Below are 8,558 nucleotides of genomic sequence, written 5' to 3' on the forward strand. Positions count from 1 at the left end.
CGTCTTCCACACCGTATCCAAACCCGTCACCCGCGCCATCGACAAAATCATCAACCTCATCACCAAAAAAGGCAAAGCCCTCTGGAACAAACTCAAGGAGAAGAATGGGGACAAAAGGAATCCCGGCACCGATGAAAGAAGAGGAGAACAAAAGAAACCTGAAGAAGTAAGGAAGACCGTACGAGCAGCACTCAAGAAGTCTCTCCCGGTCGGCACAGAAGTTGACGCCGTCGGCCCGAAACTGGATCTCATTTACAAGAGGCACAGAAATATCGGACTGCACGGGCTTCGTTTGGTCCCGGAGGCTGATCGCCTCGGGTTCGGCGTCATGGTGTCGGCGAGCCCTGAGAGTGAGGAGCATCACAGCAAGGCAAAGGAGGAGGACGAACAGAACGCTTTCGAGAAGTTTCTTGAACTGAACCCGAGGGCGAAAGAGATTTACGACGCGTACGAACGAGCAAGGGCGGAAGCGCTCAGAACGACACAGATAGATGTAGCCAACTTACGCATGAAGAGCCGAAAGAATTCCGATGGAACTTACTCAGTCCACGGTCAGTCAACACCCACCACAGCAACAGGGATTCTCACCATTGGCGGCAGCAGGGAGTTCAAGTTAGGAGAATTCCCGAGCAGGCCCGCGAAATCATCGGAAAAAAATGGAGAAAACCATTCAGAGCCACAGCTGCTGAAATCCGTTTTCAGCAACTGGAAATCATATACGAAAACTCACTCTACGGAAGAGGTGAATAACGCGCACCTGGAACTGAACGTTACTCGCACCCCCTGCCCCGAGTTCTGCACACCAAAAATAATCGACGCCCGAAAGGGGAAGGACTGGGCAGGGAAGAACGATCTGCCCCAAGGGTGGGATCTCAATATAACCGTCAACGCAATGTCCGTATATCGCGGGGCAAGAGAGAAGAAGACCGGCGAAGTGTACGGCGGAAGAAAAACCTCCATTCAGGCACTTGTCGATCTGGTGAAGGCTGGCATCAAGATTGGAATGTGGACTCCCGGCAGCGAATCCCTGATCACAGCATGGGCCGTGAAGGAACTCGAAATGTATCCCGAAGACGGCTCGGTCATGTCACCGCCTACCCGACATGAACTGCGCGAAGCAAATGTGAAAATGTACAAGGTGCTCAAACAGCTGGTTTACACTCCCGGCGCGATCGGTCAGGCCACATACGATTCCATGCTCGTGGAAGTCTCAGGGGAGAATGGCCAGAAGAAGAAAATAATTAAAATACCTTTCGCTCGATAGATATCACAGAATTCCAATGGAACAGATCCACCCGGCTATGCAGAATTGAAGAAAATACCTCGCCAGGAAGGGCAAATCGTGACCGTAGAAGGCTTCGATGCGATCTACTCACTGATTACGGATCGCCTCTCGGGTGAAGATTGGCGACAGACCACTCGAAGCAAAGACTCAAGCGTTCCTGAATTCGTCATGGAAAATGGCTGCATGCGCACTGTGATTTTTCAGATCGTGGATGAAAAATCACTGACCTTGACGCTCATGAACACAGAGGAAGACAGTTATCTCAGGTTCGAGATCGGATACGAGAATCGCGTGTCGACCCTCCTCGACATTCTGATCCGATGGGGTGGCTCAGTCACTCCGGAAAGCTTTCATGCGATGATCAATGAAATCGCCAAGGAATTCCCAGACACGCTGGCCGAACCGCTGGAGGGAGACGAGGACACACCTTGGCTCAGAGTCATTCCCAGCGCATGAATAGCTGAGACGTGCGCACGCCCGCGCCTACGCGAAGCGGTCGCCGCAGCGGCTGCAGAAGACCGGTTCCGGGTCCTGGGAGAGGTGGCCGCAGGACGGGCAGACGAGGTCGAGCATGCAGGGGGGTTCGCCGCCCTCGCGCGACGACGCGGGCGTGATCGTGAGGCCGGGGCGGCGGCGGTGGACGGTCAGGTAGGTGAGCCCGTCCGGGCCCGCGGCGAGCGCGCGGCGGGAGGTCTTCGGCAGCCAGAGCACCGTGGAGGGGGTCAGCGCCAGGGACTCGCCGTCCGTGTCGAGCCTGCCGTGGCCGTCGAGGGCGACCAGGAGGACGTCCAGCACGTCCTCCTGGTGCGTTCCGACCTCGCCGCCGGGCGGCAGGCGCACCAGGTTGGCGTCCAACTCCCGGCCCTGTTCGGCAAGTTGCCAGATCGCCCCGCGTTCCTCGGGGGTCACGGCGTGGATCAGCTCGTCGAGTACGGCCAGGACGCGCGGTGCGGAGTTCACGGCAGCCAGGCTACGCCTGCGGCGGGGGGCCTTCAGAGCCGCATTACGGGCATGCGAAGCTGTGGCTCCGCTGTGTAGGCACAGGAGCGCTCGTACCCCCACCAGGTCGTCGTCGACCGGTGCTCGCGTCACTCACAGCGGCTCGTGAGGAAACGAAGAGACGCCGATGACGATCCTTGGGGGTACGGCTTGAGAGCGAAGCGCAGAGCAGTTCCGAAGAAGGGACTGCTGGGGAACCGAAGAGTCCGGATCACGGCCGCCGCCGCGGCCTCGGCCGTCGCCGGTGTCCTGGTCTTCGAAGGGGTGACGGGCAACTCCTCTGTGGACACGGAGGCCAAGTCCGGCCCGGCGAAGGCCGATGTACGCGCCGCCTCGCTGAAGCTCGGCGACGGCGGTACGTCCGCGGCGCTCGGCAAGCGGGACACCGCACCGTTCAGCATGCTGGGCGTCACCTGGACCGACCCGGCGGCCCGGGTGACCGGCGCCGTCGAGGTCCGGACCCGGTCCGTCCCCTCCGGGAACTGGACGCCCTGGACCTCGCTGGAGACCGACCTCGACGGTCGCACGGAGACCGGGCGCTCCGGCACCCGCGGCAGCACCGAGCCCCGCTGGGTGGGCCCCTCCGACGGGGTCGAGGTGCGGATCAACGCGGGCGGCAAGATCTCCACGAAGCTGCCCGCCGGGCTCCGGCTGGACACCGTGGACCCGGGGCGCGGCACCACGCTCTCCGCCGAACCGGCCGCGTACGCCGCCGACCTGCCCGCCGAGGACCCGCCCGCCGCGTCCACCGGCGAGCCCACCACCCCGGACACCACCGAACCGGACGCCCCGGACGAGGGCACGCAGGCGCCCGTCGAGCCGACGCCGCCCGCACCGGACTCCCCGGACCCGTCCGGGCCCGCCACCGACGAGCCCACCGCCCCGGCGAGCCCGTCCCCCTCGGCCCCCGCCGCCTCCTCCCCCGCCGCGACGCTGCCGTCCGCGCCCTCGTCGAGCGTGCCGAAGCCGCCGATCACCTCTCGGGCCGCCTGGGGTGCCGACGAGTCGATGAGCCCGGAGGCCCCGGAGTACCTCACCGGCGTCAAGGCCGTCTTCGTCCACCACACCGCCGGGAGCAGCACCTACACCTGTGCGGAGTCCCCGGCGATCGTGCGCAGCCTGTACGCGTACCACGTCAAGAGCCAGGGCTGGAAGGACATCGGCTACAACTTCCTCGTCGACAAGTGCGGCACCGTCTTCGAGGGCCGCAAGGGCGGCGTGGACCGGCCGGTGCTCGGCGCGCACACCTACGGCTTCAACCGTGAGACGGCCGGGATCGCGGTGATCGGTACGTACACCGACGCGCCCGCTCCCAGCGTGGTGACCACATCGGTGGCCCGGGTCGCCGCGTGGAAGCTCGGCCAGTACAAGGGCGACCCCGCGGGTACCACCACGCTCGCCGCGGGCGCCGCCGGGAAGAACTACTTCGGCAGGGCGTTCACCGTCGGCACGAAGTACTCCTTCAGCCAGATCTCCGGGCACCGCGACGGCTTCAACACCCAGTGCCCCGGCACCGCGCTGTACGGACAGCTGGGCACGGTCCGGGCGCTCGCCGCGGGCCCCGTCACGGGGCTGGCGGTCAAGTCGGTGACCGGCGCCGGGCGCGCGGGCACGACGTACTACACGAAGTCGGCGGTGACCGTCGGCTGGTCGGCGAGCACCCCGAACGTGTTCATCAGCAAGTACGAGCTGCTGGTCGACGGCAAGTCCGTCGCCACCACCGCGGGCACCGCCACCTCCGCCGCCGCGACCCTGGCGCTCGGCACGCACAAGGTCCAGGTCCGCGCCACCCACCAGTCGGGGAAGACCACCACCTCCGCGGCGGCCACCGTGATCGCCGAGAAGACCGCGCCGACGTTCCCCGCCAAGCCGAACCTGGCGCTGCGCACCGGCACCGTGAACACCGCCGCCGTACCGCTCACGCTGAAGTGGAAGGCCGCCGACGCCGCCGCTCTCAAGGAGGTCAGGCTCACCGCGCCGGTCGCCAGGACGTACGGCCCGACGACGGCCAGCGCCTCGCACACCGCCAAGTCCGGCGCGGCGACCACCTGGTCCATGAAGGCGTACGACCTGGCGGGCAACACCGCCTCCGCGGCGGTCGCCGGTACACCGGTCATCGTGCAGGAGACCTCGGCCGCCAAGAGCGGTAAGTGGACGGCCCGGTCGTCCTCCAGCTACCTCGGCGGCAAGTCGTACACCAGCTCCTCGAAGGGGGCCAGCCTGAGCTGGACGTTCACCGGGCGCTCGGTCGCCCTGGTCGCCTCCCGGGCCAGCACGTCCGGGCAGGTCTACGTGTACGTGGACGGGACCAAGGTGTCCACGGTGGACCTGAAGTCCAGCTCCACCAAGTACCGTGACGCGCTGTGGACGAAGAGCTGGTCGTCCAGCGCCAAGCACACCGTCAAGATCGTCGTCGTCGCCACCTCGGGCCGCCCGACGGTCACCACCGACGGGATCGTGTACCTGAAGTAGGTACCCGAAGCAGGTACCCGGAGCAGACCGTGGACCCGCGGCAGTCGGCCGGGTCGCACACCGCGCCGCCCCCGGTGGTCCGTGAAGAACGGAACCCCCGGGGGCGGGCGCGTCACGGATGCCCTTGCTTCGAGGGGACTCGAAGGCGTTGGCTTGTCATCCATGAAGTACACACAGCTCGGACGCACCGGACTCAAGGTCAGCCGTCTCGTCCTCGGCACCATGAACTTCGGCCCGCAGACCAATGAGACGGACAGCCACGCCGTCATGGACGCGGCGCTGGACACGGGTCTGAACTTCTTCGACACCGCGAATGTGTACGGCTGGGGTGAGAACAAGGGCCGCACCGAGGAGATCATCGGCACCTGGTTCGCCCAGGGCGGGCAGCGCCGCGACAAGGTGGTCCTGGCCACCAAGATGTACGGGAACATGGGCCCCGACGGCGAGGCCTGGCCCAACCACGACAAGCTCTCCGCCGTGAACATCCGGCGCTCGGTCGAGGCATCGCTGAAGCGGCTCCAGACGGACTACATCGACCTCTACCAGTTCCACCACGTCGACCGGAGCACCCCGTTCGAGGAGATCTGGCAGGCGATCGACGTCCTGGTCCAGCAGGGCAAGATCCTCTACGCGGGCTCCTCGAACTTCCCCGGCTACAAGATCGCCCAGGCCAATGAGCTGGCGGCCCGGAGGGGCTCGGTGGGCCTGGTCAGCGAGCAGTGCATCTACAACCTGATCGAGCGCCGCGCCGAGATGGAGGTCATCCCGGCCGCGCAGGAGTACGGCCTCGGCGTCATCCCGTGGTCCCCGCTGCACGGCGGGCTGCTGGGCGGCGTGCTCCGCAAGGAGCGCGAGGGCACGGGCAGCCGCTCGGTCTCGGGCCGCAGCGCGGACGCGCTCAAGGACGCGGCGCAGCGCCAGAAGATCGAGGCGTACGAGAACCTGCTCGCCGAGCACGGGCTGGAGCCGGGCGAGGTCGGCCTGGCCTGGCTGCTGACCCGTCCCGGGGTGACCGGGCCGATCGTCGGGCCGCGCAACCAGGAGCAGCTGGACTCGGCGCTGCGGGCGCTGGAGCTGGACCTCCCGGCGGAGCTGCTGGCCTCGCTGGACGAGATCTTCCCGGGGCCGGGGCCCTCGCCGGAGGCCTTCGCCTGGTGAGGTCCGGTGTCCGGCGGGCACACGGGCAGCGGGCCGTCGCCGTTGCGGTCTCCTTCGGGAGCGGAACGGCGACGGCCCGTTTCCGTCCCAGCCGGTATCCGGTTCCTTCGGGGCCGTCGCGGGCCGGGCTTCGCCGAGGAGCCCGGCCGGGCGGCCCCCACCGCCTGGAAGCCGACCCTCACCGCCTGAAGCGGGCTCTCACCGCCTGGAGGGCCCGTACGACGGGGCGCGGCCGGGCCCGTCCCCGCCGCTCGGGCCGCGGGGACGATCACGCGCCGAGGGCGGCTGCCACGGCGACGACGACGAACATCAGCACGAGCGCGGCCGCCATGATGCGGTTTCTGGTCTTGGGATCCACCCTTCGAGCCTAACCGCCCGGCTCAGTGCCCCAGCGGCCAGGAGTCGACCACCTCGTACCGGGGCCGTTCGCCGGGCACCCCGGAGTCCGGCAGGTTGCTGCGGACCAGGGCCATCTCGTCGACCTGCCAGCCGGTGCCCTCGAAGCCCGCGAGCGCGTCGACGCAGGGGCGCAGATCGGCCCCGGCACGGCTGCGGGCGAGGGTGAGGTGCGGGGTGTAGCGGCGGTGCTCGTCCATCGGGAGGCCGGTGCGGCGGGCGGCGGCGTCGGCGCGCTCGGCGAGGAGCCGGAGCATGTCGAGCGAGCCGGCCGCCCCGGCCCAGAGGGCCCGGTCGCCGAACCTCCCGGCACCGTGGAGGCGCAGCGGGAAGGGTGCGGTGCGGTGGGCGGCCCGCGCCAGGCGCTCCTTCAGCTCGGGCAGCAGTTCCTCGTCCACGGGCCCGAGGAAGGCGAGCGTGAAGTGCCAGCCGGGCGCGCCGGTCCAGCGGAGCCCTTCGGCCCCGGGCGAGGCGTGCAGCGGGGCGAGGGCGCGGCGCAGTTCCTCGACGGCGGGGGCGGGCGGCAGCACAGCGACGAAGAGGCGGAGACGGCTCATGCGCCGAGTGTCGCACCGCCCCGGGGCGCCCGAGGGGCGCACGCGCACCGCCCCGATGCCGCCGGGCGTACGCGCGCCCCGCCCCCCGTCGAGGAACTGCGCCCCGCCCCCTGGAGGCGCCCCGCACGGCTCCGCCCTCCTCACCAGGGGCGAGGAGGGCGGAGGGCGGCGGGAAGAGGTCAGGCCGCGGTGGCCAGCTCCTCGCGCGGTACGAAGCGGACGTGCGGGCGTCCGGGGCGCAGGTCCACGCGGAGCCGCAGACCACCGGCGCGGGCCAGCACCAGGCCGACGCCGAGGGCCGCCACCAGCGAGAAGGCCCCGCCGACGGCCATGCCCGTACGGACTCCGTAGGCGTCGCTGATCCAGCCGACGATCGGGGCGCCGACCGGCGTGCCCCCGGCGAAGACCATCATGTACAGGCTCATGACCCGGCCGCGCATGGCCGGGTCGGCGGCCATCTGGACGCTGGTGTTCGCGCTGATGTTGGTCGTCAGGCCGATCATGCCGATCGGGACCAGCAGGATCGCGAAGATCCAGACGGACGGGGCCATCGACGCGATGATCTCCAGCACCCCGAACGCGGTGCCCGCGGCCACCAGCATCCGCAGCCGGGAGGAGCGGCGGCGGGCGGCGAGCAGGGCTCCGGCGAGGGAGCCGGCGGCCATGAGGATGTTGAAGAACGAGTACATCCCGGCTCCGCCGTGGAAGATCTCGTCGGCGAAGGCCGTGAGCCAGATCGGGAAGTTGAACCCGAAGGTGCCGACGAAGCCGACCAGGACGATCGGCCAGATCAGCTCGGGGCGGCCGGAGACGTACCGCAGCCCCTCGCGCAGCTGGCCCTTGGCGCGCGGGACGACGGTGGTCCGGTGGAACTCGGAGGGGCGCATCATCAGCAGGCCGATGAGCGGCGCGGCGAAGGACAGGCCGTTGAACACGAAGGCCCAGCCGCTGCCGACCGTGGTGATCAGGACACCCGCGACGGCCGGGCCGATGAGCCGGGCGGACTGGAAGTTCGCCGAGTTGAGGCTGACCGCGTTGCGCAGCTGGGCGGGGCCGACCATCTCGGAGACGAAGGACTGACGGGCCGGGTTGTCGACGACCGTCACCATGCCGAGCAGGAAGGCGATCAGGTAGACGTGCCACACCTGGACCACGCCGGAGAGCGTGAGCACGGCGAGCGCGATGCCGCACAGGCCGAGTGCCGCCTGGCTGACGAGCAGGAGCTTCCGCTTGGGGAAGCGGTCCGCGATCACTCCGCCGTAGAGGCCGAACAGGAGCATCGGGAGGAACTGGAGGGCCGTGGTGATACCGACCGCGGCCGCGGAGCCGGTGAGGCTCAGGACGAGCCAGTCCTGGGTGATGCGGGCCATCCAGGTACCGGTGTTGGAGATCACGGCGCCTGTGGCGAACAGGCGGTAGTTACGTATCTTCAGCGACGAGAAGGTCCCGCCGGGCTTGCTCTCGTGGGTGGAAGTCGGTGCGGGGGCGGAGTCTGCTCCGGATCCCGTACTCAAAGGGGTTCGCCTCCTCGGGCGCTGGGGCTTCTCTGACTGACGGGATGCGGCCGGGGGGCGGCGCGCCCGCGGGGGTGCGGGGCCCCCCCCCCCCCGCCCACGGGGGGGGGCATATACAACACCGGGGGGGGCGGGCGGAGCGTGAACCCCAACACCACCGGCAAGCCATCGGGCGGG

6 protein-coding genes and 1 pseudogene are annotated in these 8,558 nt (G+C 68.3%); 4 read left to right on the forward strand and 3 right to left on the reverse strand.

Features of this window, described 5'->3' with window-relative positions:
- Positions 1 to 1,264: pseudogene (locus tag ACFVWY_RS22200) on the forward strand (hypothetical protein); the annotation flags it as partial.
- Between the two features lie 78 nt (positions 1,265 to 1,342).
- Complete coding sequence (locus tag ACFVWY_RS22205; RefSeq protein WP_389875074.1) at positions 1,343 to 1,741, forward strand: hypothetical protein; 399 nt, start codon at positions 1,343 to 1,345, stop codon at positions 1,739 to 1,741.
- Between the two features lie 27 nt (positions 1,742 to 1,768).
- On the opposite strand, the gene ACFVWY_RS22210 is transcribed toward ACFVWY_RS22205, so the two are convergent.
- A complete protein-coding gene (locus ACFVWY_RS22210; protein ID WP_389875076.1) occupies positions 1,769 to 2,245 on the reverse strand; it encodes a cupin domain-containing protein in 477 nt (158 codons plus the stop codon).
- A 225-nt stretch (positions 2,246 to 2,470) separates the two neighbouring features.
- Between ACFVWY_RS22210 and ACFVWY_RS22215 the strand changes: the two genes are divergently transcribed.
- The gene (locus ACFVWY_RS22215; protein WP_389875398.1) at positions 2,471 to 4,756 is read left to right on the forward strand and encodes a peptidoglycan recognition protein; all 2,286 of its coding nucleotides are present in this window, start codon (positions 2,471 to 2,473) and stop codon (positions 4,754 to 4,756) included.
- 162 nt (positions 4,757 to 4,918) lie between these two features.
- Positions 4,919 to 5,914 (forward strand): aldo/keto reductase, encoded by a 996-nt coding sequence (locus ACFVWY_RS22220; protein WP_389875078.1) that lies wholly within the window; start codon positions 4,919 to 4,921, stop codon positions 5,912 to 5,914.
- A gap of 380 nt (positions 5,915 to 6,294) precedes the next feature.
- On the opposite strand, the gene thpR is transcribed toward ACFVWY_RS22220, so the two are convergent.
- Together thpR and ACFVWY_RS22230 are read right to left on the reverse strand one after the other, a co-directional pair.
- On the reverse strand, positions 6,295 to 6,867 hold the full coding sequence (gene thpR, locus ACFVWY_RS22225; RefSeq protein ID WP_389875080.1) for an RNA 2',3'-cyclic phosphodiesterase: 573 nt from the start codon (positions 6,865 to 6,867) through the stop codon (positions 6,295 to 6,297).
- A 179-nt stretch (positions 6,868 to 7,046) separates the two neighbouring features.
- The gene (locus ACFVWY_RS22230) at positions 7,047 to 8,381 is read right to left on the reverse strand and encodes an MFS transporter (RefSeq protein WP_389875083.1); all 1,335 of its coding nucleotides are present in this window, start codon (positions 8,379 to 8,381) and stop codon (positions 7,047 to 7,049) included.
- Between the last annotated feature and the right edge of the window lie 177 nt (positions 8,382 to 8,558).

The organism is Streptomyces sp. NPDC058195, assembly GCF_042883525.1.
Classification (GTDB): domain Bacteria; phylum Actinomycetota; class Actinomycetes; order Streptomycetales; family Streptomycetaceae; genus Streptomyces.

What these genes read in the sequence shown, in the direction of transcription:
- thpR (WP_389875080.1), bottom strand. Translation starts at nt 6,867, where the DNA reads ATGAGCCGTCTCCGCCTCTTCGTCGCTGTGCTGCCGCCCGCCCCCGCC.
- ACFVWY_RS22220 (WP_389875078.1), top strand. Translation starts at nt 4,919, where the DNA reads ATGAAGTACACACAGCTCGGACGCACCGGACTCAAGGTCAGCCGTCTC.